Source organism: Streptomyces sp. NPDC101191 (assembly GCF_044767915.1).
Classification (GTDB): domain Bacteria; phylum Actinomycetota; class Actinomycetes; order Streptomycetales; family Streptomycetaceae; genus Streptomyces.
In genome coordinates this window covers 1-25,860 of record NZ_JBIWOU010000003.1, presented here as the reverse complement: position 1 = coordinate 25,860, position 25,860 = coordinate 1, and the positions used below count along the sequence as shown (strand labels likewise).

24 protein-coding genes are annotated in these 25,860 nt (G+C 73.5%); 12 read left to right on the top strand and 12 right to left on the bottom strand.

Features of this window, described 5'->3' with window-relative positions:
- Nucleotides 1–149: 149 nt before the first annotated feature.
- The 6 genes from cseC to ACIRQF_RS13255 form a co-directional block, all read right to left on the bottom strand.
- Nucleotides 150–1,463, bottom strand: coding sequence for a two-component system sensor histidine kinase CseC (gene cseC, locus ACIRQF_RS13280; protein ID WP_382477202.1), 1,314 nt, complete (start codon nt 1,461–1,463; stop codon nt 150–152).
- Nucleotides 1,460–2,161: a two-component system response regulator CseB gene (gene cseB / locus ACIRQF_RS13275; protein ID WP_404091869.1), complete on the bottom strand. Its 702-nt coding sequence runs from the start codon at nt 2,159–2,161 to the stop codon at nt 1,460–1,462. Before cseB ends, cseC begins: the two co-directional genes overlap by 4 nt.
- A gap of 35 nt (nt 2,162–2,196) precedes the next feature.
- Nucleotides 2,197–2,886: a hypothetical protein gene (locus tag ACIRQF_RS13270; RefSeq protein WP_376626529.1), complete on the bottom strand. Its 690-nt coding sequence runs from the start codon at nt 2,884–2,886 to the stop codon at nt 2,197–2,199.
- Nucleotides 2,874–3,455, bottom strand: a complete 582-nt coding sequence (locus ACIRQF_RS13265) for a SigE family RNA polymerase sigma factor (RefSeq protein WP_376626527.1) — start codon at nt 3,453–3,455, stop codon at nt 2,874–2,876. Before ACIRQF_RS13265 ends, ACIRQF_RS13270 begins: the two co-directional genes overlap by 13 nt.
- A 174-nt stretch (nt 3,456–3,629) precedes the next feature.
- Nucleotides 3,630–4,562, bottom strand: a complete 933-nt coding sequence (locus ACIRQF_RS13260; RefSeq protein ID WP_376626525.1) for an A/G-specific adenine glycosylase — start codon at nt 4,560–4,562, stop codon at nt 3,630–3,632.
- Between the two features lie 154 nt (nt 4,563–4,716).
- Entirely contained in the window at nt 4,717–5,421 is a 705-nt protein-coding gene (locus ACIRQF_RS13255) for a phosphatase PAP2 family protein (protein ID WP_376626523.1), read from the bottom strand.
- A gap of 185 nt (nt 5,422–5,606) precedes the next feature.
- Between ACIRQF_RS13255 and ACIRQF_RS13250 the strand changes: the two genes are divergently transcribed.
- A complete protein-coding gene (locus ACIRQF_RS13250) occupies nt 5,607–6,422 on the top strand; it encodes a hypothetical protein (protein ID WP_404091864.1) in 816 nt (271 codons plus the stop codon).
- 154 nt (nt 6,423–6,576) lie between these two features.
- Here ACIRQF_RS13250 and disA read toward each other — a convergent pair whose 3' ends face one another.
- Nucleotides 6,577–7,635: a DNA integrity scanning diadenylate cyclase DisA gene (gene disA, locus ACIRQF_RS13245; RefSeq protein ID WP_376627591.1), complete on the bottom strand. Its 1,059-nt coding sequence runs from the start codon at nt 7,633–7,635 to the stop codon at nt 6,577–6,579.
- Between the two features lie 159 nt (nt 7,636–7,794).
- Entirely contained in the window at nt 7,795–9,198 is a 1,404-nt protein-coding gene (radA, locus tag ACIRQF_RS13240) for a DNA repair protein RadA (protein ID WP_376626519.1), read from the bottom strand.
- Nucleotides 9,199–9,393: 195 nt separating this feature from the next.
- Between radA and ACIRQF_RS13235 the strand changes: the two genes are divergently transcribed.
- Complete coding sequence (locus ACIRQF_RS13235) at nt 9,394–11,085, top strand: hypothetical protein (RefSeq protein ID WP_404091860.1); 1,692 nt, start codon at nt 9,394–9,396, stop codon at nt 11,083–11,085.
- Nucleotides 11,086–11,319: 234 nt separating this feature from the next.
- Here the strand turns inward: ACIRQF_RS13235 and ACIRQF_RS13230 are convergent, their stop codons facing one another.
- Entirely contained in the window at nt 11,320–12,105 is a 786-nt protein-coding gene (locus ACIRQF_RS13230) for a hypothetical protein (protein ID WP_382477253.1), read from the bottom strand.
- 131 nt (nt 12,106–12,236) lie between these two features.
- On the opposite strand from ACIRQF_RS13230, the gene ACIRQF_RS13225 reads away from it, so the two are divergent.
- The 4 genes from ACIRQF_RS13225 (at nt 12,237) to ilvD (ending at nt 16,649) form a co-directional block, all read left to right on the top strand.
- Nucleotides 12,237–13,163: a Ppx/GppA family phosphatase gene (locus ACIRQF_RS13225; RefSeq protein ID WP_376626515.1), complete on the top strand. Its 927-nt coding sequence runs from the start codon at nt 12,237–12,239 to the stop codon at nt 13,161–13,163.
- A gap of 84 nt (nt 13,164–13,247) precedes the next feature.
- Nucleotides 13,248–14,090, top strand: coding sequence for a sugar phosphate isomerase/epimerase family protein (locus tag ACIRQF_RS13220; RefSeq protein WP_382477211.1), 843 nt, complete (start codon nt 13,248–13,250; stop codon nt 14,088–14,090).
- A complete protein-coding gene (locus ACIRQF_RS13215) occupies nt 14,087–14,701 on the top strand; it encodes a TetR family transcriptional regulator (RefSeq protein ID WP_376626511.1) in 615 nt (204 codons plus the stop codon). The genes ACIRQF_RS13220 and ACIRQF_RS13215 overlap by 4 nt, the downstream gene beginning before the upstream one ends.
- A 94-nt stretch (nt 14,702–14,795) precedes the next feature.
- Entirely contained in the window at nt 14,796–16,649 is a 1,854-nt protein-coding gene (gene ilvD / locus ACIRQF_RS13210; protein ID WP_376626509.1) for a dihydroxy-acid dehydratase, read from the top strand.
- Nucleotides 16,650–16,773: 124 nt separating this feature from the next.
- On the opposite strand, the gene ACIRQF_RS13205 is transcribed toward ilvD, so the two are convergent.
- The gene (locus ACIRQF_RS13205) at nt 16,774–18,909 is read right to left on the bottom strand and encodes a PQQ-binding-like beta-propeller repeat protein (protein ID WP_404091854.1); all 2,136 of its coding nucleotides are present in this window, start codon (nt 18,907–18,909) and stop codon (nt 16,774–16,776) included.
- 171 nt (nt 18,910–19,080) lie between these two features.
- Between ACIRQF_RS13205 and ACIRQF_RS13200 the strand changes: the two genes are divergently transcribed.
- The 5 genes from ACIRQF_RS13200 (at nt 19,081) to proC (ending at nt 22,518) form a co-directional block, all read left to right on the top strand.
- Nucleotides 19,081–19,377 (top strand): SH3 domain-containing protein, encoded by a 297-nt coding sequence (locus tag ACIRQF_RS13200; protein ID WP_376626505.1) that lies wholly within the window; start codon nt 19,081–19,083, stop codon nt 19,375–19,377.
- Between the two features lie 35 nt (nt 19,378–19,412).
- Nucleotides 19,413–19,937: a hypothetical protein gene (locus tag ACIRQF_RS13195; RefSeq protein ID WP_382477215.1), complete on the top strand. Its 525-nt coding sequence runs from the start codon at nt 19,413–19,415 to the stop codon at nt 19,935–19,937.
- A 98-nt stretch (nt 19,938–20,035) separates the two neighbouring features.
- On the top strand, nt 20,036–20,884 hold the full coding sequence (locus ACIRQF_RS13190) for an ABC transporter ATP-binding protein (protein WP_404091850.1): 849 nt from the start codon (nt 20,036–20,038) through the stop codon (nt 20,882–20,884).
- Nucleotides 20,881–21,624 carry an ABC transporter permease gene (locus ACIRQF_RS13185; protein WP_404091847.1) on the top strand — a complete coding sequence of 248 codons (744 nt, stop codon included), beginning with the start codon at nt 20,881–20,883 and terminating at the stop codon, nt 21,622–21,624. The genes ACIRQF_RS13190 and ACIRQF_RS13185 overlap by 4 nt, the downstream gene beginning before the upstream one ends.
- A gap of 84 nt (nt 21,625–21,708) precedes the next feature.
- Nucleotides 21,709–22,518 carry a pyrroline-5-carboxylate reductase gene (gene proC / locus ACIRQF_RS13180; RefSeq protein WP_376626497.1) on the top strand — a complete coding sequence of 270 codons (810 nt, stop codon included), beginning with the start codon at nt 21,709–21,711 and terminating at the stop codon, nt 22,516–22,518.
- 93 nt (nt 22,519–22,611) lie between these two features.
- On the opposite strand, the gene ACIRQF_RS13175 is transcribed toward proC, so the two are convergent.
- Nucleotides 22,612–23,226 (bottom strand): cysteine hydrolase family protein, encoded by a 615-nt coding sequence (locus ACIRQF_RS13175; protein WP_404091843.1) that lies wholly within the window; start codon nt 23,224–23,226, stop codon nt 22,612–22,614.
- A gap of 74 nt (nt 23,227–23,300) precedes the next feature.
- On the opposite strand from ACIRQF_RS13175, the gene ACIRQF_RS13170 reads away from it, so the two are divergent.
- Nucleotides 23,301–24,311, top strand: a complete 1,011-nt coding sequence (locus ACIRQF_RS13170) for a GlxA family transcriptional regulator (RefSeq protein WP_404091840.1) — start codon at nt 23,301–23,303, stop codon at nt 24,309–24,311.
- On the opposite strand, the gene trpS is transcribed toward ACIRQF_RS13170, so the two are convergent.
- Nucleotides 24,278–25,276, bottom strand: a complete 999-nt coding sequence (trpS, locus tag ACIRQF_RS13165; protein ID WP_376626491.1) for a tryptophan--tRNA ligase — start codon at nt 25,274–25,276, stop codon at nt 24,278–24,280. The genes ACIRQF_RS13170 and trpS overlap by 34 nt on opposite strands.
- Nucleotides 25,277–25,860 lie beyond the last annotated feature (584 nt).

The window sequence follows — 25,860 nt, the reverse complement described above, 5'->3', positions numbered from 1 at the left end:
CCCGACCGGCCCGAGCGAACGAAACCCGGGCGGCCGCCGAAGCCCGGGCGGTGACCGGCCCGACCGGCGATCCACCCGGGCCGATCAGTCCGGGATCGGCCCTGGATCGGCCCGGGACCAGCCCGGGGCAGTCCTGGACCGGCCCGGGATCAGTCCGGCAGGCGCAGCAGCGGGAAGCTGCCCGTGTTCGTCGGGGCGTGATCCGGGAGCCACAGCACCGCGATGGCGCCTCCGGCGCCGTTCGGTGTGCCCTCGGGGGAAGCGTTGCGGAAGGTGAGCCGGGCGCCGAGGACCCGGGCCTGGCCGGTCGCGATGGTCAGACCCAGGCCGTGTCCCTGGCCCGCGCGGTCGCTGCTGCCCGTACGGAAGCGGCTCGGGCCCTCCTTCAGGAGTGCCTCGGGGAAGCCGGGGCCGTGGTCCCTCACCCGGACCACCCGGCCCTCGACGGTGACCTCGACCGGGCCCTTGCCGTGCTTGGCCGCGTTGGCGAGCAGATTGCCCAGGATGCGCTCCAGGCGGCGCGGATCGGTGTTGACCCAGGACTCGTGGACGACCCGGACGACCGTCTCGGGGTCGAGCACCCGCACCCGGCGCTCGACGAACTCGCCCAGCGCGATCTCCTGGAGCTCGGCCCGCTCCGACGCGCTGTCGAGCCGCGCCACCTCCAGGACGTCCTCGACCAGGGTCCGCATGGCCTGCGCCCGGTCACGGACGAGCTCGGTGGGGCGGCCCGGCGGCAGCAGTTCGGCCGCCGTGAGCAGCCCGGTGACCGGGGTGCGCAGCTCGTGCGCGATGTCCGCGGTGACCCGCCGTTCGGCCTCGATGCGCTCCTGCAGGGCGTCGGTGAGCCCGTCGATGGCGCGGGCCAGTTCGTCGGTCTCGTCGCGTACGACTCCGCCGACGGCATCACGGACCCGGACGTCGGTGTTGCCCTGGGCGACCCGCCCGGCCGCCGCGGCGGCCTTGCGGAGCCGGCGGGACAGCTGGCCGCCGATGAGCACGCCGAGGGCGCAGCCGCCGAAGACCACGGACACGGAGCCGATGATCAGCGCCCGGTCGAGGTCTTTCATGATCGTGGCGCTGCGGTCGGCGAAGGGCACGTGCAGCGACAGCACGTCGCCGTTGGCGAGCGGCACGGCCGCCCAGACGTCCGGCGGGCCGCTGTGGTGCTCCTGCACGTAGGTCCCGCGGCGCCCGTCGCGCATCAGCTGGTCGAGCTGGCGCGGCAGGGTGGGGTCGTTGACCTTGGTGCCGAACCGCGGCTCCTTCGGCTTGGACGTCTCGTACACGCGCTGGGCGAACAGCAGCCGCCACATCTGCACGTCGCGGGCGTTGTCGAGCATGGAGACGCGGGCCGCGTTGTGGACGACGAGGCTGAGCGTGACCGCGATGAGCGCGCCGACCGCCGCGATGGCGACGGCGATCTTCCAGCGGACCCCCGTACGGAGGCCGAGACCCTTCATCCCTTGAGCTTGTAGCCGAAGCCGCGGACCGTCTCGATCCGGTCTTGGCCGATCTTGGTGCGCAGGCGCTGCACATGGACGTCGACCACCCGGGTGTCGCCGCCCCAGCCGTAGTCCCAGACCCGCTCCAGGAGCTTGTCGCGGGACAGCACCGTGCCCGGCGCGGAGGAGAACTCGAGCAGCAGACGCATCTCGGTCGGGGTGAGCGCGACGGTCGCACCGCCCCTGCGGACCTCCATGCCCTCGGTGTCGACCTCCAGCTCGCCGAAGACCAGCACCCCGCCCGCGGCCTCCTCCTCGTCGCCGTTGCCGGCGCCGACGTCTCCCGCGTGGTCGAAGCGGCGCAGCACGGCGCGGATCCGGGCCATGAGCACGGAGCCGTCGAAGGGCTTGGTCACGTAGTCGTCCGCCCCGGCCTCCAGGCCGAGGACGACGTCGATGGAGTCGGCGCGCGCCGACAGCATGATCACCGGAACGGTCGACTCGTCGCGGATGCGCCGGCACAGGCTGACGCCGTCCATGCCGGGCAGCATGACGTCGAGGAGCGCGATGTCGGGCCGGTCCGCCCGGAAGGCGTCGAGACCGGACAGCCCGTCGGGCATGGCGGTCACCGTGAAGCCGTCCCGCTCCAGGGCGAGCTGGGTGGCCTCACGGATGACGTCGTCGTCCTCGACGAACAGGACATGGGTCTCGGCCATGTGCGGGAGCCTTCCGGGTACTTCGGATCGGGGGGTCAGGTCGAGGGTGACTCGCTCGGCGCGGGCACGGAGCCGTCGATGCCGCCGTCGCCCACCGCCTTGCTGAAGTCGTTGTGCACCCAGTCGTGCTGCGTGAACTTGTTCCCCGTCCAGCGGTACGTGATCACGTCCTCGCCCGAGGGGTACGCGACCGGGTCGCCCTTCGCGTACACCTGCTTGGTGACGATCAGGTCTCCCCGGTCGATCGTCGCGTACACGGCGGGGTCCTCGGCCGTGAAGACGTTGGTGTACCGGTTGTTCTCCTCGCGGAACACGTACGTGCCGATGCCGACCGAGTCTCCGCAGGTCATCAGGTTGACCACGATGTCGGGCGCGGTGGAGTTGGTGAGGTTCCCGTACGAGGTGTCGACCGGGTAGACGTCCGCGGCGCAGGGCTTCAGGTCGGCCTTGACCCGCTCGCCGATCTTGGGGTCGCCCTTGAGCAGGGCGATCGCGTCGACCTTCTTGAGGGCCGTGTCCCCTTCGGTCGCGAGCGACGCCGAGGGGGTGGGGGTGACCGGGGCCGTGGAGGCGGCCTCGTCCGACCGGGCCGCGCCCTCGTCGCGCGAGCCGGTGCCGCCGGTCGAGCAGCCCGCCACGAACACGCCGACGGCGGCGAGCCCGGCTACCGCCGCGACGCCCGCCGCCCGCTCTCTGGCACTCCAAGCCGGTCCTAGGCCGCGCACCGCTCCTGCTTCCGCTCGTCGCCTCGTACGGTCGTGCGCTCCAGGACACCCGCCTCCAGAGCCCGGGTGTCGCCGTCGGCGGCCCGGCTCTCCAGTTCCTGGCGCAGTCGGGCCAGGGCGCGGTGGAGCGTGCTCTTCACCGTACCGGTCGACATGCCGAGCGCGGCGGCGGTCTCCTCCGTGCTCATCTGCTCCCAGTGCCGCAGCACGACGACGCTGCGCTGCTTGGGCGCGAGCACCTTCAGGATGTCCATGAGCAGGGCGCGGTCGGCGTGCTGCTCGGTGGCGTCCTCGACGCGCGCGTCGGGCAGCTGCTCGGTGGGCACCTCTTCGAGCTTGCGGGCCCGCCACCACTCGGTCCGGGTGTTGATCATGACCCGTCGGAGGTAGGCGTCGGCCAGCGACTTGTCGGCGATGCCGTCCCAGCGGCCGTACGTCCGGACCAGGGCGGTCTGCAGCAGGTCCTGCGCATCCACCGGGTCGGGAACGAGACGACGGGCGCTGCGCAGCAGCGCGTCCTGCCGCGTGCGTACGTACTCCTCGAAATCGAGCACCTCGCCGTGCGCCATCCCGAACCGCCTCCGATCCCCGTGACCAGCTCTGTTCTGCTTACGTCGACGACGCTACGGAGCAGTTGTCACGGGGTTGTGCGGGGCAGCCCTCGGCGGGCGCACGGCTACCCATCGGTTGTGTAACAGCGGATCCAAAGGTTCCGGATCCTTCGGATCGAAGGCGTTGCGGACTCAGGCCAGTGGAAGCCGGTAGCGGCCGCCGTCCAGGGGTTCGACCAGACCGTCGGCGACCAGCCCGTCCAGGGCGCGGGCACGCTGCACCGGCTCGTCCCAGACCGCGTCCAGGGCCGCCTGCTCCACCGGGTCCGCGGACTCCCGCAGCACGGCGAGCAGCCTGCCCCGCACCTGCCGGTCCGTGCCCGCGTACGTCTGGCCGCGGCGCGCCGGTCCCTCGTGGGCGGGCTTCCCCGCGAGCCGCCACGCGCACCGGTCGGCGAGCGGACAGCGCGAGCAGTCCTCGTTCCTGGCCGTGCACACCAGTGCGCCCAGTTCCATGGAGGCCGCCGCCCAGCGGGCCGCCGTCGCCTCCTCCTCGGGCAGCAGCGCCCGGGCCAGCCGGCGTTCGGCGGCGGTCGTGGCGTTCGGCGGGTACTGCACCCCGGTCGCCGCCCGGGCGAAGACCCGGCGCACGTTCGTGTCGAGGACCGCGTGCCTCTGCCCGTACGCGAACGAGGCCACCGCGGCCGCCGTGTACTCCCCGATCCCGGGCAGGGCGAGCAACTGCCCGTGATCGCTCGGCACGTCACCGCTGTGCCGCTCCGTTATGGCCACGGCCGCCGCGTGCAGCCGCAGCGCCCGGCGCGGATAGCCGAGCCGGCCCCAGGCGCGGACCGCCTCGCCGGGCGCCTCGGCGGCCAGGTCGGCGGGGCGCGGCCAGCGTGCCAGCCACTGCTCGTAGACGGGCAGCACCCGCACCACCGGGGTCTGCTGGAGCATGAACTCGCTGACCATCACGCCCCACGCCCCGGCCTCGGGGCGACGCCACGGCAGATCGCGGGCGTGCCGGTCGAACCAGGCGAGGACGGGCCCGTGCAGCTCGCCGGGGGGCACGGGGACGGCGGCGGTCTCGGGGGACTCGGGAGATGCCGAGGAAGGGGTAGTCATGGCACCCCCGATCCTGGCACGTTCCCCGGGTGATCAGCACGCGCCGTGGCGCAGGCCCTCGGGGCGCGCGGGGGCGTGCGGAGGGAGTGGAGGGGCGTGTCCTGGGGCCGGGCGGGCGAGCGGGGGTCCGTCCTGCCCGCCCGCGGCGGCGTCGTCAGCGGCCGACGCTCCGCGTCGACTGCCTCCTCCGGCGTGCGGCCGCGTGCACCGGACGCCCTCCGCCGATCCGCCCCGGTCCGGAGGCCACGCCGCCGCGCCCCACGCACCACACCACGGCGCCGCTGCCACTCGACCGTGCCGTCTCCACCAGCGCGCGGACGGGGCGCCGGGCCGCCTTGACGACGACGAAGGCGACCGCGCCGCCGACCAGCAGGCCGACCGTCACGTCGTGCGGATAGTGGACGCCGACGAAGACCCGGGAGAAGGCCATCAGCAGGGCCATCGGCGCGGTCAGCCAGACGATCCCGCGCCAGGACAGGGCGAGCGCGATCGCGGCCGCGCCCGCGATCGCCGAGTGGTTGCTGGGGAAGGACCAGTCGCCGTGCGGTGGGCACGCCACGAGCGACACCGGTGCGCCGGCCACCGCACGGCACGGACGCTCCTCGTCGATCAGCGACTTCACCCCCTCGCTCACCACGTAACCGAAGGCCGTCGCGAGCGGGGCGAGCAGCGCGAGCGCCATCGCGTCCGGCGAACCCCGGCGCATCCGCCACCACCCGGCCACGAACAGCACCCCGAAGAGCAGCAGCCCGAGTTCGGTCCACACCTCCGCGAGCTTCTGGAACCAGTGCGGGGTGGAGTGGGCGAACGTCGAGATGTCGAGGTACAGGCCGTCGGAGAGATGGGGGAGGTTGTCCATGGTCAATGACGGTATCCGGCGCCGGGAGCCGTCCGCCCGGGCCGAAGGACGACAGCCGTCCCCGACGAAAGTAGGGGGTGCGGCGGAAGTTCCCGGTCGCGGCGGATGTGATCATCGGCAAAACTTGGCGCCTGGGGCGGCATGTGGGGCGGGAGTTGGCCGCGTTCTCTCGTAAGGTTCGTGGCGTGGGATCTCTGCGCAATCCGGTCGGGCCGCTTCCCTCCTCCATCTACTGGCGTCGGAGGGCGGTCGCGCTGTGCCTGATCGGCCTGCTCGCACTGCTCGCCGTGTGGGCCGTGGCCTCCGGCGGTGACAGTGGGGGCAAGAAGCCGAACGACGCCGCCAACGGCTCCTCCCCCGCGCCCTCGATCACGCCCGGACCGTCAGGCACCGGTCCGGCGATCAGCCAACAGCCCGGCGGACGCGACGAGTCGGACGCCGGTGGCGACACCGGGGGCGGCGACGGCACGGGCGACGGCGGTACGGACGCGGGCGCGGACGCCGGGGTCTCCGGCGGCGGCAAGAACGGCGACACGGACGGCGCGGGCGGCGACGGCGGCGCGGGCACCGGAGCGGCACAGCAGGTTCCGGCCGATTCTCCGCTGCCGAACTGTGCACCGAGCGCACTGCAGTTGACCTTCCGCAGCACCAAGGTCGCCTACGAGCCGGGTGAGAAGCCCCGCTTCCAGCTGGTCGTGAAGAACGCGTCCGCCGGTGACTGCAAGGCCGATCTCGGCCCGAAGAACGCGGTGTTGACGGTCCGCGACACCAAGGGGGTGCTGTGGTCCTCGAAGGACTGCCCGCGCGTGGCGCCCCCGCTGTTCCTGAAGGTCCCGGCCGGCGCCACGATCACGCACACCGTGGAGTGGGACCGCCGGCGCAGCGCCGCCGAGTGCGCGACCGCCCCGGCGGGCGAGGTCGGCCCCGGAGGCTACCTGGCGGAGGTGGCGGTGCCGGGCCTGACGGTGTCGCCGGTGTCCTTCCGGCTGGAGAAGGACTGATCGCCGGGAGCGCGGCGAAAGACGCGGTACGGGGCGAGGCCCCCGGGGTCACCCCCGGGGGCCTCGCCCCGTTCTCGCCGTCGTGGACGCACCGCCTCTGACGTACCGCCTCAGCCGTGCCCGCCTCAGACGCACCGCCTCAGACGTGCCCGCCTCACACGTACCGCTCCAGGATCGAGGACTCCGCGAGCCGCGAGAGGCCCTCGCGGACGCTGCGCGCCCGGGCCTCGCCGACGCCGTCCACCGTCTGCAGGTCGTCCACGCTCGCCGCGAGCAGCTTCTGCAGCCCGCCGAAGTGCTCCACGAGCCGCTCGATGATCGCGCCGGGCAGGCGCGGCACCTTGGCGAGCAGCCGGTAGCCGCGCGGGGAGACCGCCGAGTCCAGGGTCTCGGGGGAGCCGGTGTAGCCGAGCGCCCGTGCCACTATCGGCAGTTCGAGCAGCTCGGCGTGGGTCAGCGCGTCCAGCTCGGTCAGCGCCTCGGGGACCGTACGGGAGCGCTTGGCCGTCGGCTCGGGCACGTAGTCGCGGATGACCAGCTCGCGCTCCGGCTCGACGCCCGCGATCAGCTCGTCGAGCTGCAGCGAGAGGAGCCGGCCGTCGGTGCCGAGCTCGACCACGTACTCCGCGATCTCGGTGGCGATCCGGCGCACCATCTCCAGTCGCTGCGCGACGGCCGTGACGTCGCGGACGGTCACCAGGTCCTCGATCTCCAGGGCGGAGAGCGTGCCGGCCACCTCGTCCAGGCGCAGCTTGTACCGCTCCAGGGTCGCGAGGGCCTGGTTGGCGCGGGACAGGATCGCCCCGGACTCCTCCAGGACCCGGCGCTCGCCGTTGACGTACAGCGCGATCAGGCGCATGGACTGCGAGACCGACACGACCGGGAAGCCGCACTGCTTGGAGACCCGGTCCGCCGTACGGTGCCGGGTGCCGGTCTCCTCGGTCGGGATGGACGCGTCCGGCACCAGCTGCACACCGGCCCGCAGGATCTTGCTGATGTCCTTGTCGAGGACGATCGCCCCGTCGAGCTTGCACAGCTCGCGCAGCCGGGTCGCGGCGAACTCGACGTCGATCACGAAACCGCCGGTGCACATCGCCTCGACGGACTTGTCCATGCCCAGGACGATCAGGCCGCCCGTGTTGCCCCGGAGGATGCGTTCGAGCCCGTCACGGAGGGCGGTGCCGGGGGCGACGGCGCTGAGCGACGCACGCATCAGTGCCTCGTTGTCCTTGGCTGCCACTGCACTCCTCCGGCTCGTACGGATGGGCGAGACCAGGGCAAAGTCTAGCGACACCGCCCCGCGGCCCTCCGCCGCGCGCCGGGAGCCCGCCCGTCGACCGGGCGGGACACGCCCGTCCGACCGCCCCTAGCCCTACCCCTCCGCCTCCTGCGGCGCACGCGCCCGGCGGCTGCGCGGCAGCACCCGCAGGGCGTCGCCCATGTCGGCCACCTCGGTGACCTTCATGCCCGCCGGGACCTTGCCGGGATCGCCCGGGACCAGGGCGTGGGTGAAGCCGAGCCGGTGAGCCTCGGCGAGCCGGCGCTGCACGCCGGTCACCCGGCGGACCTCGCCGGCGAGGCCGACCTCGCCGATCGCGACGAGGTTCTTCGGCAGCGGGGTGTCGCTGGCGGCGGAGGCGAGGGCGAGCGCGATGGCCAGGTCGGCGGCGGGCTCGGACAGCTTCACGCCGCCGACCGTCGCGCTGTAGATGTCCCGCTTGCCGAGCGCGCTGATCCGCCCGCGCTGCTCCAGGACGGCCAGCATCATCGAGACCCGCGAGGTCTCCAGACCGGAGGTGGTGCGGCGCGGCGAGGGGATCTGCGAGTCCACCGTCAGCGCCTGCACCTCGGCCACCAGCGGCCGGCGGCCCTCCAGGGTGACCGTCAGACAGGTGCCGGGCACGGCCACGTCGCGGCGGGTCAGGAACAGGCCCGAGGGGTCGGCCAGCCCGGTGATGCCCTCGTCGTGCAGCTCGAAGCAGCCGACCTCGTCGGTCGCCCCGTACCGGTTCTTCACACCGCGGACCAGGCGGAGCCGGGCGTGCCGGTCGCCCTCGAAGTGCAGCACGACGTCGACCAGGTGCTCCAGGAGCCGGGGGCCGGCGATGGCGCCGTCCTTGGTCACGTGGCCGACGAGCAGGGTCGACATGCCCCGGTCCTTGGAGGCGCGGATCAGGGCGCCGGCGACCTCGCGGACCTGCGCCATGCCGCCGGGGGCGCCGTCGATCTCGGGCGAGGCGACGGTCTGCACCGAGTCGAGGATCAGCAGCGAGGGCTTGACCTCGTCCAGGTGCGCGAGGACGGCGGACAGATCGGTCTCGGCCGCCAGGTAGAGATGGTCGCTGAGCGCGTCGATCCGGTCGGCGCGCAGCCGGACCTGGCTCGCGGACTCCTCGCCCGTCACGTACAGCGTGCGGTGCGCGTCGCTGGCCGCCTTGGCCGCGACGTCGAGCAGCAGCGTGGACTTGCCGACGCCCGGCTCGCCGGCGATCAGCACGACGGCGCCCGGCACCAGTCCGCCGCCGAGCACCCGGTCGAGCTCGTCGACCCCGGTGCTGCGGGCGGTCGCCTGCCGTCCGTCGACCTGGCCGATCGGCACGGCGGCACTGGAGACCCGCCCGGCGGCGGTGGTCCGCACGGCGGGCGTGCCGTACTCCTCGACCGTCCCCCAGGCCTGGCACTCCGGGCAACGTCCGAGCCATTTGGCGGTCTGCCAGCCGCACTCGGTGCAGCGGTAGGACGGCCGGTCCTTGGCGGTTTTGGTACGAGCAGCCATGAGCGACACCGTAGCCCCCGCCACCGACAGCGCGGTCCCGGCGAGGGCGGCACGGTGGAGGAACGGGGCGGAACGGAATGGGAACCGGACGGAGGACCGGGTTCCTGTCCCCCTTCGTGTGGCGCCTTCACCCGTACGGATTAAAAGCCTGCAAGCGGTGCGAAGACCCCCCTCGCCCCCGCCTACGGTCGCCCAGTGACGAGCAGCAGGCTGGAACAACCGACCCGAAGCACCGGAGGCCCCCGCACCCTCGGCCAGCGGCCCCCCGCCCGGTACGAGGAGTACCTGGACGGCCTCTTCACCTACTGCCTCTCGGTGCTCTGCGACCACGACACGGCCACCGCCGTCCTCGGCGACGTCCTCGCCGTGGCCGAGCGCCACCACGGCCGCTGCCCCTCCGACGCCGCCGGCCGCCGCGCCTGGCTCTACGCCCTGGCCCGCTGGGCCTGTCTGCGCAGCCTCGGCGAGCAGCGCCGCAAGCGGCAGGGCGCCCACACCGGCCGCCCCGCGGCCGCCGAGCCCGCACCGCCCCGTGTCCCGCCCGAGGCCGCCGAGCGCCGCCGCGCCGAACTCGCCGCGCTCGCCTGGCCCGAGGCCGCCGGCACCACGCCCGAGCAGCGCGAGGCCCTGGAGCTCGCCGTCCGGCACGGCCTGGGGCACCGCGAGGTCGCCGCCGTGCTCTCCCTCGACCCGCTCGCCGCCCGCGAGCTGCTCTCCTCCGCCGGGTGCGAGGTCGAGCGCACCCGTGCCGCCCTCGCCGTCGTCGAGACCGGCGACTGCCCCACCGTCGCCCGGCTCACCGGCGACCACCAGGTGCTGCTCTCCGCCGCGCTGCGCGCCGAGCTCGTCCGGCACGTCGACGACTGTCCGCGCTGCCGCCGCGCCGCCGAACGGGCCGGCGCCGGCAGCCCCTGGCCGGGCGCCGCCACCGCGCCAGCCGGCCGGCTCCCGATCGTCGAGGCGCCGCGGGCCGCCGCCTACGTGGCGATGCTGCACGTCCCGCGCACCCGGGCCGGCGCGCCCCGCTTCGGCCCGACCGGCTTCCCGATGGACCCCAAGGACCACGCCGCCCGCCGTGACCGGATGCGGGCCCGCGCCGTCACCACCACCGTCGTCGCCGCGGTCGTGGCCGCCCCGGTCCTCGCGCTGTGGGCCTCGTACCGCGGCACACCGGTCGACGGGGAGGGCCACGACGGCGCCCGGATCAGCGCCCGCGAGGCGGACGGGCCGGGCGGCTCGCGCGGCGGCACCGACGGGCGCCCGGGCGAGCGCTACGAGAACACGGGCAACGCCCGCACCACCCCCGACCCCCGCTTCACCCGCGGCAGCCGCTCCCCGGACGTCTCCGTCGAGGTGATCAGCCCCGGGGCCCCCGCGACCCCGTCCGTGCCGGGCCGGCCCGCGCCCGCGCGGATCACCGTCGCCGCGCGCGGCGCGGGCGCGACGACCGTGCTCACCCTCACCAACGAGGGCGGCGTGCCCGCCGACTGGGCGCTCTGGTCGGACGCGCCCTGGCTGTACGTGAGCCAGGCCTCCGGCACCCTGCGGCCCGGCGAGTCGGTCACCGTACGGATCTTCGTCGACCGCTCCCGCGAGCCGGCCGGTGCATGGAGCGCCCGGGTCGGCGTCGACCCGTCGGGCGCCGTCGTACGGATCAACGGGCGCGGGGCGACGCCACCGCCCACCACGACCGAGCCGACCACACCGCCGGCCACCCAGGAACCGACGACCCCGCCGCCGACCGGCGAGCCGCCGACCACCCCGCCGACGACGGAGCCGACGACCGAGCCCCCGACGACGGAGCCGACCACCGAGCCGACGACACCCGCGCCGACGGACGCGCCGACCGACTCCCCGAGCACGGACCCCGCGCCGCCGGCCCCCTGAGGAACCACGGAGGGCCTGCGGAGCCGGGCCGCCGAAGGACCAGCGGAGCGCGGCCGGGGGGCCTACGGAGCCGGGTCGGCCGGGGCCTACGCCGCAAGGTCGGCCGGGGGGCTTACGGAGGCGGGTCGGCCGGGGCCTACGGAGGCGGGCCGGCCGGGGGCCTACGGAGGCGGGTCGGCCGGGGCCTACGCCGCCGGGTCGCCGGGGGCCTACGCCGCCGGGTCGGCCGGGGGCCTACGGAGCCGGGTCGGCCGGGTGGGGCGCGACGAGGGGCAGCTGCGAGGCGAGTCGCGCCTCGCACAGCCCGACCAGCACGTCGTACGCCGCCTCGCCCATCATCTCGACGAGCTCGGGACGGTAGGAGACGTACACCGGCTCCGCGCCGACGTGCGCCGAGCTCGCGGTCGTGCAGTACCAGTGCAGGTCGTGGCCGCCCGCGCCCCAGCCGCGCCGGTCGTACTCGCCGATCGACACCTGGAGCACCCGGGTGTCGTCGGGCCGGTCGATCCAGTCGTAGGTGCGCCGCACCGGCAGCTGCCAGCACACGTCCGGCTTGGTCTCCAGCGGCTCCCGGCCCTCCTGCACGGCCAGGATGTGCAGCGAGCAGCCCGCGCCGCCCGCGAAGCCGGGGCGGTTCTGGAAGATGCAGGAGCCCTCCCAGCGCCGGGTCTGCCGGTCGCCGTCCTCGTCGACCTGTACCCAGCCCGACTCGGTGCCGACGCCGTGGAACTGCCACAGCTCCGGCGTGAGCCGCGCCACGTGATCGGCGACCCGCTTCTCGTCGTCCTCGTCCGAGAAGTGCGCGCCGAGCGTGCAGCAGCCGTCGTCGGCCCGGCCCTCCCGGATGCCCTGGCAGCCGTTCCCGAAGATGCAGGTCCAGCGGGAGGTGAGCCAGGTCAGGTCGCAGCGGTAGACCTGCTCCTCGTCCTCGGGGTCGGCGAACTCCACCCAGGCACGCGGGAAATCCAGGCCCTTCTCGTCGGGCTCCTCGCTCTGGGCGCGCTTCTTCCCGACCTTCACGGCCTTGGCCGCGTGCGCGGTCCTCGCGGCTTTCGCGGCGCTCTCGTCGGCACTGGCTTTGCCCGGCTTCGCCTTTTTCGTCTTTGGCACAAGTCCAAGCGTATGCGGGCGGGCGCAGTAGCGTTCCGTCCATGAGACTCGGAGTCCTCGACGTCGGTTCGAACACAGTGCACCTGCTGGTGGTGGACGCCCACCCCGGCGCCCGTCCGCTGCCCGCCCACTCCCACAAGGCGGAGTTGCGCCTCGCCGAGCTCCTCGACGAGCGCGGGGCCATCGCCGACGCGGGGGTCGAGCGGCTCGTCGCCACCGTCCGCGACGCGCTCGTCGCAGCCGAGGACAAGGGCTGCGAGGAGGTGCTGCCGTTCGCGACCTCGGCCGTGCGCGAGGCGAGCAACGCCGACGCGGTCCTCGCCCGCGTCTACGAGGAGACCGGGATCGCGCTCCAGGTGCTGAGCGGCGAGGAGGAGGCCCGGCTCACCTTCCTGGCCGCCCGGCGCTGGTTCGGCTGGTCCGCGGGCAGGCTCTTCCTCCTGGACATCGGCGGCGGCTCGCTCGAGGTCGCCTCCGGCAACGACGAGGAGCCGGACACGGCCGTCTCGCTGCCGCTCGGCGCCGGCCGGCTCACCTCGGGCTGGCTGCCCGGGGACCCGGCGGAGCCGGGGGACGTGAAGGCGCTGCGCCGCCACGTGCGTGCGCAGATCGCCCGGACGGTCGGCGAGTTCAGCCGCTTCGGCCGTCCCGACCACGTCGTGGCCACCTCGAAGACCTTCAAGCAGCTCGCGCGCATCGCCGGCGCCCCCGGCTCCGGCTTCGGCCTCTATGTCCAGCGCAACCTCAGCCGCAAGTCCCTGGAGGAGTGGCTGCCGCGGCTCGCCGCCATGACCGTCGCCGAGCGCGCCGCGCTCCCCGGCGTCTCCGAGGGCCGGGCCGGCCAGCTCCTGGCGGGCGCCCTCGTCGCGGAGGGTGCGATGGACCTGTTCGACGTCGACGAGCTGGAGATCTGCCCGTGGGCGCTCCGGGAGGGCGTGATCCTGCGCCGCCTGGACCACCTGCCGTAACCCCGGCCGCGGTACGCGCCCCCGGGGGCAGCGGGTGACCGGAACCACGCCCCGGTCCTCCGGTCGGCCCCGTACGCTGTCTCCGTGGCAGAACCAGCGGTGCGCATCCCGGATGCGAAGGTCGCGCTGTCGACGGCCTCGGTCTATCCGGAGTCGACGGCGACGGCCTTCGAGGTCGCCGCGCGCCTCGGTTACGACGGGGTCGAGGTCATGGTGTGGACCGATCCGGTCAGCCAGGACATCGAGGCCCTGCGCCGCCTGTCGGACTACCACCGGGTGCCGATCCTCGCCGTGCACGCCCCCTGCCTGCTGATCACCCAGCGCGTCTGGTCCACCGACCCGTGGGTCAAGCTCCAGCGCGCCCGGGCCGCGGCCGAGAAGCTGGGGGCGTCGACGGTCGTCGTGCACCCCCCGTTCCGCTGGCAGCGCCAGTACGCGCGGGACTTCGTCACCGGCATCTGGCGGATGGCCGACGAGACGGACGTGCGGTTCGCGGTGGAGAACATGTACCCGTGGCGGTACAAGGACCGCGAGATGCTCGCGTACGCCCCCGAGTGGGACGTCACCAAGGACGACTACCGGCACTTCACCGTCGACCTCTCGCACACCGCGACCGCCCGCACCGACACCCTCGCGATGGTCGACCGCATGGGCGACCGCCTCGGCCACGTCCACCTCGCCGACGGGCGCGGCTCCGCCAAGGACGAGCACCTGGTGCCGGGCCGCGGCAACCAGCCGTGCGCCGAGCTCCTGGAGCGGCTGGCCCGCAGCAGCTACGACGGGCACGTCGTCATCGAGGTCAACACCCGCCGGGCGATGTCCTCCGCCGAACGCGAGGCCGATCTCGCCGAGGCCCTCGCCTTCACCCGGCTCCACCTCGCGGCCCCGGGTGCCCCGGCGGTGCCGCCCCGGGTGCCCGGCGCATGACCGACGCCTCCCCCCGGCGGCGCGGCCGCCCCTCCCGCACCGCCGCGGAGGACAGCGGACCCGGCGCGCGCGAGCGGATCCTGGAGGCGGCGCGGGCGCAGTTCGCCGAGCGCGGCTACGACAAGACCTCGGTGCGCGGCATCGCGAAGGCCGCCGGGGTCGACCCGGCGCTCGTGCACCACTACTTCGGCACCAAGGACGAGGTCTTCGCGGCGGCGATCGAGGTCTCCTTCGAGCCGACGGCCGTCGTCCCGGCCATCGTCGGCGGCCCCCGCGAGGCGATCGGCGAGCGCCTCGCCCGCTTCTTCATCTCCGTCTGGGAGAACCCGGCGACCCGCGCCCCGCTGCTCGCGATCATCCGCTCCGCGCTGACCCACGAGGCCGCGGCCAAGGTGCTGCGCGGGTTCGTGCTGCGCCGGCTGCTGGAGCGGATCGCCGCCGAGCTCGACGTACCGGAACCGAAGTTCCGGGCCGAGCTGGCCGCCTCGCACATGATCGGGATCGCGATCCTGCGCTACGTCATCCAGGTCGAGCCGCTGGCCTCGGCGGACCCGGAGGAGATCGTGGCCCAGGTGGCGCCGACCCTCCAGCGCTACCTGACCGAACGCTGAACACCTGTCCCGCATCGCGGACAGCATGTCCAGATCTTGGAGTCGAAGCGTACGCTCGACTTCAGACACACCCATCACTGAGGAGCGAGCGACGATGCCCGAGCTGAGGTCCCGCACTGTCACCCACGGCCGCAATATGGCGGGCGCCCGCGCCCTTATGCGCGCCTCCGGTGTACCGGGCGCGGACATCGGACGGAAGCCGATCATCGCGGTGGCGAACTCCTTCACCGAGTTCGTCCCCGGCCACACCCACCTGCAGCCGGTGGGCCGGATCGTCTCCGAGGCCATCACGGCCGCCGGCGGCATCGCCCGCGAGTTCAACACGATCGCCGTCGACGACGGCATCGCCATGGGCCACGGCGGCATGCTCTACAGCCTGCCGTCCCGCGACCTGATCGCGGACAGCGTGGAGTACATGGTCGAGGCGCACTGCGCCGACGCCCTGATCTGCATCTCCAACTGCGACAAGATCACCCCCGGCATGCTGATGGCCGCCCTGCGCCTCAACATCCCGACGGTCTTCGTCTCCGGCGGGCCCATGGAGTCCGGCCGCGCCACGCTCGTCGACGGCACCGTCCGCACCCTCGACCTGGTCGACGCGATCTCCGAGGCGGTCAACGACAAGGTCTCCGACGAGGACATCCTCCGCATCGAGGAGAACGCCTGTCCGACCTGCGGGTCCTGTTCCGGCATGTTCACCGCCAACTCGATGAACTGCCTGACCGAGGCCATCGGCCTCTCCCTCCCCGGCAACGGCTCCGTCCTCGCCACCCACACCGCCCGGCGCGCGCTGTACGAGAACGCCGCCCGCACGGTCGTCGACATCACCCGTCGTTACTACGACGAGGACGACGCCTCCGTCCTGCCGCGGAACATCGCCACCCGCGCGGCCTTCGAGAACGCCATGGCCCTCGACATCGCCATGGGCGGCTCCACGAACACGATCCTGCACCTGCTCGCCGCCGCCCAGGAGGCCGAGCTGGACTACGGCCTGAGCGACATGAACGAGGTCTCGCGCCGCGTTCCCTGCCTGGCCAAGGTCGCCCCGAACGTCGCCCCCCGCGGCACGTACTACATGGAGGACGTGCACCGGGCCGGCGGCATCCCCGCCATCCTCGGCGAGCTGCACCGCGCGGGCCTGCTCAACGAGGACGTCCACGCCGTCCACAGCCCCACCCTCGGCGACTGGCTGAAGAACTGGGACGTGCGCGGCGGCTCCCCCTCGGAGGACGCCGTCGAGCTGTGGCACGCGGCCCCCGGCTGCGTCCGCTCCGCCGAGGCCTTCTCCCAGTCCGAGCGCTGGGACACCCTCGACCTGGACGCCGAGGGCGGCTGCATCCGCGACGCGGCGAACGCCTACTCCAAGGACGGCGGCCTCGCCGTGCTCCGCGGCAACCTCGCCGTCGACGGCTGCGTCGTGAAGACCGCGGGCGTCGACGAGTCGATCTGGACCTTCGAGGGCCCGGCGGTCGTCTGCGAGTCGCAGGAGGAGGCCGTCGAGAAGATCCTCAACAAGCAGGTCAAGGACGGCGACGTGGTCGTCATCCGCTACGAGGGCCCCAAGGGCGGCCCCGGCATGCAGGAGATGCTCTACCCGACCTCCTTCCTCAAGGGGCGCGGCCTGGGCAAGACCTGCGCCCTGGTCACCGACGGGCGCTTCTCGGGCGGCACCTCGGGCCTGTCCATCGGCCACGCCTCCCCGGAGGCGGCGTCGGGCGGCACCATCGCCCTCGTCGAGGACGGCGACCGCATCCGCATCGACATCCCGTCCCGCTCGATCGAGCTGCTGGTCGACGACGCCACCCTGGACGCCCGCCGCGAGGCACTGAACGGCGTCTACGCCCCGAAGAACCGTGAGCGCAAGGTCTCGGCGGCGCTGCGGGCGTACGCGGCGATGGCGACGAGCGCGGACAAGGGCGCGGTGCGCGACGTGTCGAAGCTCGGCTGACACCGGGACCGGCAGCGACGGACGGACCCACGCGAACGGCGGGGCGGGCAACCCTTCGGGGCTCCCCGCACCGCCGTTCGCGCGTCCTGCCGGCGCCGGGTGGGCGCCGGGACCGGCGCCCCGCTCACCAGCTCCCGGGGTCCCGCCCGTCCACCGCGAAGACCGAGCCGTCCGGTGCCGTCCCGTAGATCCGGTTCCCGGCCGCCACGGGCGCCGGCACGGACGGGACGTAGCCCAGGCGCCCGTCGCCCAGGCGCGGCCGGGTCTGGCCGGCGAGGACACCGCGGGCCGTGTCGACGGCGAGCAGGCGTCCGTCGGAGGCGGAGACGTACAGCCGGTCACCGTCGCCGGCGACGGGCGCCGAGACGTTGCCGCTGCCGGTCTCCAGCTCCCACCGGACCCGCTGCTCGTCGAGGTCGACGGCGGTCAGGCGCCCGAACCCGGTCAGCAGGTACACGGTCGAGCCGCCCACGGTGACCGACGGGTTGTCGAGGCGGTACGGCAGGGCGAAGCGGCGGGTCTCCCCGCTCGCGGGGTCGAGGCGGACCAGGGCCTCGGTCTTCGTACCCCGGTAGGCGTCGGACAGCACCAGGTCGCCACCCGTGCCGTAGCCGACCGGCGTCAGGTCGCCCTCGGGACGGTGCGACCAGGCGACCTCGCCGGTGGCCGGCCGGATCGCGCTGACCACGGTGTGCGCGCCGTCGGCGGTCGGCTCGAAGACGGTGAGCAGCCCGGTCGCGGGGTCGTAGGGGCCCAGCTGCGGGACGCCGTGGCCGGGCAGGGCGTGGCGCCACACCTGCGTGCCGGTGCGGCTGTCGACGGCACGCAGCTGCCGGGTGTTGCCGGAGAGCACGATGACGGGCCCGGCCGGCCGGGCGGTCTCGGGCACGGACGGCCGGGTGCGCCAGCCCGGCGTGCCGTCCCCGGCGGCGTGGCTGCGCAGCCCGTCGGTGGTGGCGACGGCCACCGTGCCGCCGGACAGCGTCATGGGGGTCTCCGGCGCGGTGGGGGCGGCGCTCTCGGCCGGCCGCGACCAGACGACCCGGCCGGTCGCCGCGTCGAGCCGGGCGACGCCGACGCCGGGGCCCGAGCAGTAGAGGGCGCCCTCGGCGAGCGCGCAGGCGGGCGCGGCCGTCCCTCCGCCCTTCAGGAGCGGGGTCTGCCAGCCGGTGAAGGACTTGGCGGCCTCCGCCGGGTGCGCCGGGGCGTCCGGCCTCGTGCCGTCCCGGGCCCCGAGCAGGGCGACGGTGCCGCCGGCCGCCAGGGCGAGGACGACGCCGAGGGCGATCGGCAGCCGGCGGCCGCGGCGCTTGCGCGGGGCCGCGGCCCGTACGGGCGTGTCGGCGTCCCAGGCCCCGGAGGGAACGGCGGGGGAGAGCGCGGCCGTGGGGCCCGGGGCGCGCCGCTGGGCGGGTATGAAGGCGTTCGCCTCGTACGAGGGAGGCAGCAGCGCCGCCATGATCTCGGCGGGCGTGGGGCGCTCGGCGGGCTCCTTGGCCAGGCAGCGGGCCACGAGCGGCGCCAGCTCGTCCGGGACGCCGGTCAGATCGGGCTCGTCGTGGACGACCTGGTACGCCACGATGTAGGGGCTGTCGGAGTCGAAGGGGCCGTGGCCGGTGGCCGCGTGCACGAGGACCGACCCGAGCGCGAACACGTCCGCGGCGGGCCCGACCTCCCGGGGCCTCTGGAACTGCTCGGGCGCCATGAAGGGCGGCGAGCCGATCAGCTTTCCCGTCTCCGTACGGAGGTCGCTGTCGACCGGCCGGGAGATCCCGAAGTCGATGACCTTCGGTCCTGAGTCGGTCAGCAGCACGTTGCTCGGCTTCAGGTCCCGGTGGACCACGCCCGCCCGGTGGATGTCCCGCAGCGCCTCCGCGAGACCCGCGGTGAGCCGGCGCAGCTCGGCGCGGGAGAGCGCGCCGCTCCGCTTCACCTGGTCGGCGAGGGTGGGGCCGGGCACGTAGAGGGTCGCCATCCAGGGGCGTACGGCGTCGGGGTCGGCGTCCACGACGGGCGCGGTGAAGGCGCCGCTCACCCGCCGCGCGGCCGCGACCTCCTGGCGGAAGCGGGCCCTGAACTCGGGGTCCTCCGCGTACTGCGCGTGCACCACCTTGACGGCGAGGCGCAGCCCCGAGGGGGAGGTGGCCAGGTGGACGACGCCCATGCCGCCGGAGCCGAGGCAGGCCTGGAGCCGGTACTCGCCCGCGTGGTCGGGCTCTTCCGCGCCCCGGCCGGCACCGGTACTGCGCAACGGCGGCATCGCCAACCCCCGTGTGGTTCCCCGTCGAGTCCGCGCGCGTGCGCGACGCACGGAGCCTAGTCGATGGTGCTGCCGATGGCGGTGGGGCTTGCTAGCCTGCGCGCGTCGCGCAGAGTGAAATTCACCGGAGCGTTTCCGAGGAAGCGCTTACGCGCCGGACGGGGGAGTGGAATGAGCACCGAGAACAAGGCACCGGAGTCCGTGACGGCGGCGGCGGAGGCCGCCTCCTACCCGGTCGCCCCCGGCTACCGGGTGAACGTGCGCTCGGGGCCGGGCACCAAGTACCCGGTCGTCCGCACGCTGGCCGCGGGCGCCTGGGTGTCGATCCACTGCCAGACGCCGGGCGAGTGGGTCAGCGGCCCCTACGGCACCACCAACATCTGGGACAACATCGGCAACGGCCAGTTCGTCTCGGACGCCTACGTGAACACGGGCCGCGACGGCTATGTGACCTATCGCTGCAGCTGACGGCGGCCGTCTCCCGCCCGGGGATAATCGAGTCCGTGAGCGACGAGAAGCCCGTGAGCGGCGAGCAGCAGAGCAAGACCGGCACCCCCGCCGGGCCGCGGCCCGAGGAGCTCCGCTTCTTCGGCACGACCTGGGTGGACCACAGCGGTGGCTACGGGCTGCGCCGCCTCGGCGTGGCCGTCGGCTCGCTCGCCGCCGCCGTCGCGAGCTGCTTCGTGCTGCGCTTCGCGTACGACGGCCTGGCGATCGCCAAGGTCGGCGGCTTCGTCAACACCCTCGTGGTCGTGATGTTCGCGGTCTGCAGCGCGATCGCCTTCCGCAAGACCTGGGAGGGCTTCGTCCGCCGCCCCGCCGACCCGGCCCGCGAGGAGGCCCTGCGCAGCCTGAAGGCCATCGGCTTCATCGGCTCGCTGCTCGCCTACTTCGTGCGCAGCCTCACCGAGGCGCCCGGCGAGAAGCTCCTGCGCGCGGAGTACCAGGAGGCCGTCACGCGCTACGAGAAGCGCCGCTCCGGCCGCACCGGGAACCCCTCCACCCGCAAGAAGCCCAGGCGCCGCTAGCGGCTGCCGCGCTGCCGCGCCCTGCTCCCGTTCAAGGACCCCCGGACTTCGTCCGGGGGTCCTTGACGTGTGCCACCACCGGGCCCACTATTCATCACATGATGAATAAAACCGGTGAGGCCGGCCCCACCGTCGCCCACGAGGCCGCCGCCCCGGCCACCGGCGCGGCGATCACCGCATCCGCCCTCACCGTCGTACGCGGCGACCGCACCGTCCTGCGCGGCCTCGACTTCACCGTCCCCCGCGGCCGCATCACCGGCCTCCTCGGTCCCTCCGGCTGCGGCAAGACCACTCTCATGCGCGCGATCGTCGGCACCCAGGCCAAGGTCACCGGCACCCTCGACATCCTCGGCCGGCCCGCCGGAGACCCCGCCCTGCGCTCCCGCATCGGCTACGTCACCCAGGCGCCCTCCGTCTACGACGACCTCACAGTCCGGCAGAACCTCGACTACTTCGCCGCGGTGCTCCTCCCCGGCCGCGCCCACCGCGCCGACCGGCGTGCCGCCGTCGACCGGGCCATCGCCGACGTCGACCTCACCTCCCACGCCGGCGCCCTCGCCGGGCGCCTCTCCGGCGGCCAGCGCAGCCGCGTCTCGCTCGCAGTCGCCCTCCTCGGCACCCCCGAACTCCTCGTCCTCGACGAACCGACCGTCGGCCTCGACCCGGTCCTCCGCCGCGACCTGTGGGACCTGTTCCACCGCATCGCCGCCGACCGCGGCACCACGCTCCTCGTCTCCTCCCACGTCATGGACGAGGCCGAACGCTGCCACCGGCTGCTCCTGCTGCGCGAGGGAGAACTCCTCGCCGAGGACACCCCCGAAGCCCTGCGCCACCGCAACGACACCGCCACCGTCGAGGACGCCTTCCTCCACCTCGTCGACGCCGCCGCGGCCCGCGCCACTACCACCCCCGCCACTACCACCCCCGCCACCAAGGAGCAGCCGTGAACCCGGACCGCACCCTCGCCACCGCCGCCCGGGTCCTGCGCCAGCTCCGCCACGACCCGCGGTCGATCGCCCTGATGCTCCTCGTCCCCTGCCTGATGCTCTTCCTGCTCCGCTACGTCTTCGACGGCAGCCCGCAACCCCAGACGTTCAACGGCATCGGCGCCTCGCTCCTCGGCATCTTCCCGCTTATCACCATGTTCCTGGTGACCTCCATCGCGACCCTGCGCGAGCGCACCTCCGGCACCCTCGAACGCCTCCTCGCCCTGCCCCTCGGAAAAGCCGACCTGATCGCCGGCTACGCCCTCGCCTTCGGCCTGGTCGCCGTCGTCCAGTCCGTCCTCGCCACCGGACTCGCCGTGTGGTTCCTCGGCCTCGACGTCATCGGCTCCCCCTGGCTGCTGCTCCTCGTCGCCCTCCTCGACGCCCTGCTCGGCACCGCCCTCGGCCTCTTCGTCTCGGCCTTCGCCGCCTCCGAGTTCCAGGCCGTCCAGTTCATGCCGGCCGTGATCTTCCCCCAGCTCCTGCTCTGCGGCCTGTTCACCCCGCGCGACCGGATGGCCCCCGCCCTGGAGGCGATCTCGGACGCCCTGCCCATGTCCTACGCCGTCGACGGCATGAACCAGGTCCTCCACCACACCGGCGTCACCGCCGACTTCGTCCGCGACGCCCTGGTCGTGGCCGGCTGCGCCGTCCTCGTCCTCGCCCTCGGCGCGGCCACCCTCCGCCGCCGCACCGCGTGACCGCCCCTCGGACACCCGCGCCGCGGCACGCGCCCCGGTGCGAGGATGGCGGCACGTAATCCCTTCGGCGAGGTGAACAGAGCCATGACCCAGACCGTCGCAGTCCTCGGCACCGGCAAGATCGGTGAAGCGCTCCTCAGCGGCATGATCCGCGCCGGCTGGCGCCCCGCCCATCTCCTGGTCACCGCCCGCCGCACCGAACGCGCCGAGGAACTCCACGCCCGCTACGGGGTCGAGGCCGTCAGCAACGCCGACGCCGCCAAGCGCGCCGACACCCTCATCCTCGCCGTGAAGCCCCAGGACATGGGCCGCCTCCTCGACGAGCTGGCCCCGCACGTCGCCGCCGACCGCCTCGTCATCAGCGCCGCCGCCGGCATCCCGACCGCCTTCATCGAGGAACGCCTGACCGCGGGCACCCCCGTCGTCCGGGTCATGCCCAACACCCCCGTCCTCGTCGACGAGGGCATGTCCGTGATCTCCGCGGGCAGCCACGCCACCCCCGAACACCTCGTCCACACCGAGGAGATCTTCGGCGGCGTCGGCAAGACCCTGCGCGTCCCCGAGTCCCAGCAGGACGCCGCCACCGCCCTCTCCGGCTCCGGCCCGGCGTACTTCTACTACCTCGTCGAGGCCATGACCGACGCCGGCATCCTCCTCGGCCTGCCCCGCGCCCAGGCCCACGACCTGATCGTCCAGGCCGCCATCGGCGCCGCCGTCATGCTCCGCGACAGCGGCGAACACCCGGTCAAGCTCCGCGAGGCCGTCACCTCCCCGGCCGGCACCACCATCTCCGCCATCCGCGAGCTGGAGAACCACGGCGTCCGCGCAGCCCTCATCGCCGCCCTGGAGGCCGCCCGCGACCGAAGCCGCGAACTCGCCTCCGGCAACGGCTGACCACCCGGCCACCCAGGGGGTGCCTTGCCGATCGGGGGGTGCCTTGCCGATCGGGCCACCGCTCCCTGATCCGGCCTGATCGACAGGCGACCCCTAACGCGCGGCCGCACCCTTCAGCACGTCCTCCGTGGACACGACCCGGGCGAACTTCCCTCCGTGCAGCGACACCGCCGTCGCCCGGGTCAGCTCCTCCGCGCTGCGCTCCCAGCCGAACGGCCCGGCCAGGTCGAAGGTGTGCATCGCGTCGATCGGGAACACCACGTCGTACCCGAGGTTCCCGCCCATCCGCGCGGTCGTCTCGTTGCACATGTTGGTCTGGATCCCGACGATCACGATCTGCCCACGGGGTCCGTCAGCGGCTCCGCCGCGGGCCGCCCCCCTCAGCCAGGCGTCCAGATCCGGCTCGCCGTAGAACGCCGAGTTCACGCTCTTCGTGACCAGCAGCTCCGGTCCCGTGCCCTTCCCCCGCCGCTCCTCGACGACGTCCTTGAACGCGTTGCCCACCGTCCCCGCCTGCAGCGGCGACCCCTCGTGCGAGGAGTCGTGCCGTACGAACACGACCGGCCGCCCCGTCTCCTGCCACCGATCGATCAGGGCCGCGATGTTCTCCTCGGCCTCCGGGTTGTCCCGCCGCCCCCAGAACTCCTCGTCGTCGAACCCCTTCTGTACGTCGATGACCACCAGCGCCGCGTTCTCGTTGATCTCCATGCCCTCGATCCTCCCGGCGGCCCTCCGTCCACCCCAGAGGAAGAAAAGTCGCCGATCGATGGGTTACTGCCAACATGACGTCCATCGGTGAGACCCGTCAAGGCATCGCCCTCCTCGCCTTCCCCGGCATCCGGCCCTTCGACGTCTCCGTGATCACCGAGGTCTGGGGCAGCGACCGCAGCACCCGGGGCGTCCCTCCCTTCGACCTCCGCCGCGTCGCCGCCGACCCGGCCACCCCGGTCCCGCTCCGCGGCGGCCTCAGCCTCACCCCCGACCGCCCGCTCGAATGGCTCGACGCACTCACCGCCACCGACCTCGTCCTGGTCCCCGGCATCGAGGACCCCGACGCCGACGTCCCGGCACCCGTCCTCGACGCCCTGCGCCGCGCCCATACCGCCGGCATCCCCGTCGCCTCCCTCTGCGCCGGCGCCTTCGTCCTCGCCCGCGCCGGCCTCCTCGACCACCGCCGTGCCGTCACCCACTGGCACCTGGCCGGGACCCTCGCCGACCGCTACCCGAAGGTGAGCGTCGAACCCGAAGCCCTCTTCGTCGAGGACACCGGTATCTGGACCTCCGCCGGCACCGCCGCCGGTATCGACCTGTGCCTCCACCTCGTCCGCACCGCCCACGGTGCCGAGGTCGCCGCCACCATCGCCCGCTCGATGGTCACCGCCCCCTTCCGTACCGGCACCCAGGCCCAGTTCATCGAGCGCCCCACCCCACGCGCCGACCGCGATGCCGACGCCCTCGCCGCCGTCCGCGCCCACGCGCTCACGACCATCGACCAGCCCCACACCGTCGCGAGCCTCGCCGCCCACGCCGGCATGTCCCCCCGCTCCTTCGCCCGCCACTTCCAGGCCACCACCGGCACCACCCCCCTCCACTGGCTCATCACCCAGCGCGTCGCCGCCGCCCAGAAACTCCTCGAACTCACGGATCACCCCCTCCCCGAAGTGGCCCGCCGCGCGGGCTTCGGCAGCGAGGTCACCATGCGCCAGCACTTCGCCTCGCACCTCGCCACCAGCCCGCGCGACTACCGCAACGCCTTCCGTCAGACGGCCGGCAACAGCCCGATCGCCCGATAGGCCGAATCGACCAGCGGCCGCGCCATCCCGCGCGCCCGCTCGGCCCCCTCCCGCAGCACCTTGTCCACGTGCCCCGGATCCGCCGCGAGCTCGGCATGCCGCTCCCGCACCGGCCGCAGCAGCTCCACCACCGCCTCCGCCGTGTCCTTCTTCAACGATCCGTACGACTCGTATACACCGGCCAGCTCGATCGGGTTCCCATTCGTCGCGGCCGCCAGCAGATCCAGCAGGTTCGCGACCCCGGGCCGGGCCTCCCGGTCGTGCACGACACCGCGCCCGCTGTCCGTCACCGCCCGCATGACCTTCCGCCGCACGGTGTCCGCATCGTCGAGGAGATAGACGATCCCGGCCCCGTTCTCGTGCGACTTCCCCATCTTCGACGTCGGGTCCTGCAGATCCATCACCCGAGCCGCCACCGCCGGACTCGTCGCCCTCGGCACCGTGAATACCTGCCCGTACCGATGGTTGAACCGCACCGCCAGATCCCGCGCGAGTTCCACGTGCTGCGTCTGGTCCTCGCCCACCGGGACCTCGTCGGTCCCGTACGCGAGGATGTCCGCCGCCATCAGCGCCGGATACGTGAGCAGCGACAGCCGCACGCTCTGCCCGGCGTCCCGGGCCCGGACGCTCTTCTCCTTGTACTGGATCATCCGGCGCATCTCGCCGTCCGTGGCCACGCACTCCATCAGATACGAGAGCCGCGCGTGCTCGTCCACATGACTCTGCACGAACACCGTGCACCGCTCCGGATCCAGTCCCGCCGCGAGCAGGAGCGTCACCGCCTGCCGGCTCAGCCGCCGCACCCGCGCCGGATCGTGCTCCACCGTCAGCGCGTGCAGGTCCACGACGCTGAACAGCGCGTCCGCCTGATGCTGGTCCACCTCGACCCACCGCCGTACGGCCCCGAGGTAGTTGCCCAGCGTCAGGTGCCCGGTCGGCTTGACCCCACTGAAGATCCGCTTCATCGCGCTCGTTCTTCCTCTCTCCTGGCTCTCTCTGCCTGAGCGCCGCCGACCCGTCGGCCGGACTCCCGGAGGGGGAAACACGAACGGCCGCCGAAGCGGCGGCCGTGTCTGCACGCGTGAGTACGGGCCGCCGTCAGGCGGCCCACCACTGGGTGGTGTGCGCACGCGTAGTCATACGCAGAGGGTACGCCCCAGGCCCGGGGTTGACACGGGATTACCGGATCCGTAGTGTTCTCCGAGTTGTCCGACGTGAGCACCGACTCCGGTCGGCCCCGGACAGCGATTCCGCAAGAACCATCGGCGCCTGACAGCACGCTTTTGTCGTGCCGTCTTGTGTTTCCGTGCGTTTTTGCGAAATGAGGAATCCGCGTTCGAAGGTTTGAGCGTGAGCCGCCGATTGGCTTCGGGGGCGGGGAATCCGCTAAAGTCTCACTCGTCGGAACGGCCCAACGGCCGGGAAGGCGAATCCCGCTGACTGGGAATCAGGCGCCGAAAGGGTCTGATAGAGTCGGAACCGCCGGAAGGGCCCGGAACGACGAAAGTCGAAAAGGGACCGGAAAGCACCGAGGAAATCGGATCGGAAA

What these genes read in the sequence shown, in the direction of transcription:
- cseC (WP_382477202.1), bottom strand. Translation starts at nt 1,463, where the DNA reads ATGAAGGGTCTCGGCCTCCGTACGGGGGTCCGCTGGAAGATCGCCGTC.
- cseB (WP_404091869.1), bottom strand. Translation starts at nt 2,161, where the DNA reads ATGGCCGAGACCCATGTCCTGTTCGTCGAGGACGACGACGTCATCCGT.
- ACIRQF_RS13265 (WP_376626527.1), bottom strand. Translation starts at nt 3,455, where the DNA reads ATGGCGCACGGCGAGGTGCTCGATTTCGAGGAGTACGTACGCACGCGG.
- ACIRQF_RS13260 (WP_376626525.1), bottom strand. Translation starts at nt 4,562, where the DNA reads ATGACTACCCCTTCCTCGGCATCTCCCGAGTCCCCCGAGACCGCCGCC.
- ACIRQF_RS13255 (WP_376626523.1), bottom strand. Translation starts at nt 5,421, where the DNA reads ATGGACAACCTCCCCCATCTCTCCGACGGCCTGTACCTCGACATCTCG.
- disA (WP_376627591.1), bottom strand. Translation starts at nt 7,635, where the DNA reads ATGCGTGCGTCGCTCAGCGCCGTCGCCCCCGGCACCGCCCTCCGTGAC.
- radA (WP_376626519.1), bottom strand. Translation starts at nt 9,198, where the DNA reads ATGGCTGCTCGTACCAAAACCGCCAAGGACCGGCCGTCCTACCGCTGC.
- ACIRQF_RS13225 (WP_376626515.1), top strand. Translation starts at nt 12,237, where the DNA reads ATGAGACTCGGAGTCCTCGACGTCGGTTCGAACACAGTGCACCTGCTG.
- ACIRQF_RS13215 (WP_376626511.1), top strand. Translation starts at nt 14,087, where the DNA reads ATGACCGACGCCTCCCCCCGGCGGCGCGGCCGCCCCTCCCGCACCGCC.
- ilvD (WP_376626509.1), top strand. Translation starts at nt 14,796, where the DNA reads ATGCCCGAGCTGAGGTCCCGCACTGTCACCCACGGCCGCAATATGGCG.
- ACIRQF_RS13205 (WP_404091854.1), bottom strand. Translation starts at nt 18,909, where the DNA reads ATGCCGCCGTTGCGCAGTACCGGTGCCGGCCGGGGCGCGGAAGAGCCC.
- ACIRQF_RS13200 (WP_376626505.1), top strand. Translation starts at nt 19,081, where the DNA reads ATGAGCACCGAGAACAAGGCACCGGAGTCCGTGACGGCGGCGGCGGAG.
- ACIRQF_RS13190 (WP_404091850.1), top strand. Translation starts at nt 20,036, where the DNA reads ATGATGAATAAAACCGGTGAGGCCGGCCCCACCGTCGCCCACGAGGCC.
- proC (WP_376626497.1), top strand. Translation starts at nt 21,709, where the DNA reads ATGACCCAGACCGTCGCAGTCCTCGGCACCGGCAAGATCGGTGAAGCG.
- ACIRQF_RS13175 (WP_404091843.1), bottom strand. Translation starts at nt 23,226, where the DNA reads ATGGAGATCAACGAGAACGCGGCGCTGGTGGTCATCGACGTACAGAAG.
- ACIRQF_RS13170 (WP_404091840.1), top strand. Translation starts at nt 23,301, where the DNA reads ATGACGTCCATCGGTGAGACCCGTCAAGGCATCGCCCTCCTCGCCTTC.
- trpS (WP_376626491.1), bottom strand. Translation starts at nt 25,276, where the DNA reads ATGAAGCGGATCTTCAGTGGGGTCAAGCCGACCGGGCACCTGACGCTG.